Origin of the sequence: Gardnerella sp. 26-12 (assembly GCF_001660745.1) — a bacterium.
Lineage (GTDB): Bacteria > Actinomycetota > Actinomycetes > Actinomycetales > Bifidobacteriaceae > Bifidobacterium > Bifidobacterium swidsinskii.
In genome coordinates this window covers 1-1,480 of sequence record NZ_LWSR01000151.1, presented here as the reverse complement: position 1 = coordinate 1,480, position 1,480 = coordinate 1, and the positions used below count along the sequence as shown (strand labels likewise).

Below are 1,480 nucleotides of genomic sequence, written 5' to 3'. Positions count from 1 at the left end.
TATTTACTTAAATAAATTAGCTAGGTCTTGTGCTTTATTCATAAGATTATTCGAAGGAACCAAGGAATTAACCATAGCAGTATTGATTGCAGCAACGATAAATATTGCAACAATTCCAATCAAGATAAAGATAACCCACATCCACTCACGATCAAGCTTACCCTTGTAGTGTGCAGTTGCCATAAACGATACAGGAATGAGCATCAATAATACCAAGTAAAGTGTGTGCAAAGACATAGATGGAACTTGCAAAACAGCACTAGGATTATTCATTAACAATGAGATGTCTGAATTGCTGTAGATTATAGATGCAACTAAAGAATCACTGCCTTCTACTTTTCCTTTAAAGTAATTCATAACAGGAATAGATGGAGCAATGAAAGTCAAAATCACTGAAACAATTTGCAAGCCTAAAAGCGGTACGAGTTTCTGAGCAAAAAGAACGTGAAGCTGAGCTGGCGAAACCTCTTCACCAAACATCTTCATGCCAAGCAAAGCTACACCGTATACAGCGTATACGGTAATCATTCCAATAACAAACTTATAGAAGAATAGTGTAAAAGGCACACCAGGAGTTTGCTGTCCAGCGAACTTAGATACAAGTTCCAAAGCAGTGCTATTAGAAGCATTGTAGAAAGAAAGCGAAGAGAAATATGCTTGGAAACCAAACAGCAAACCAGAAATCACAGAAATTAAAACTGCGTAAATATTAGATACGCGATACCTCTGAGAAGGATTCTTAAGAGCAGTTACTAACCAACGGAAGAAGTTCATCATCTGTTCAGCATTAAGCTGGTTTGAAATTTGGCTATAGTGCGAAACGCCTGGAGTATTTGGGCGATTCTGCATACCCGGCATTCCTGGCTGAGCTGGCATACCCTGCTGAGCATATGGATAGCCTGGACGTTGCATATTTGGCATACCCTGCTGAGGCATACCCTGCTGAGGCATTCCTGGCTGAGCTGGCATACCCTGCTGAGGCATACTAGGACGCGCAAACTGAGGAGCATGCTGCGCAATAGGCTGAGCAGGCGCCGGCTGAGCTGGTGTAGGCTGAACATGCACTTGCTGAACAGGCACTGGCTGAGCTGGAGCATGTTGAACAGGTACTGACTGAACAGGTGCCGGCTGAGCAGGTGTTGGCTGAACAGGTGCCGGCTGAACGGGTGCCGGCTGAGCAGCCTCAAACTTGTTACCACAACCCTTGCAGAATTTTGCAGTATCAATATTCTGGGTACCGCATTGAGCGCAAACTTTCACTCGTCTCTCCTTTGTTAATGGAACAGATCCCATAAATTTGCTAACCGAAAAATGTTTAACAAACCACTTGCGCTCAATTCTATTACTAAAAGCACACAAAACAAACCAGACGTAACAAAAAAGTGCTTGTTTGAAACAAAAAATTCTATAAACACGACATAAATCAGTAAAAAATACGACGCAAAAATAGAAAAACAGAAAAATATAGTCAGTATCTATT

General features: G+C 41.6%; 1 protein-coding gene. It reads right to left on the bottom strand.

All coding sequences use genetic code 11. The annotated features are described in order from the left end of the window. Nucleotides 1-3: 3 nt before the first annotated feature. Nucleotides 4-1,260, bottom strand: coding sequence for a zinc ribbon domain-containing protein (locus A5295_RS05950; protein WP_004107291.1), 1,257 nt, complete (start codon nucleotides 1,258-1,260; stop codon nucleotides 4-6). Nucleotides 1,261-1,480: the final 220 nt, after the last annotated feature.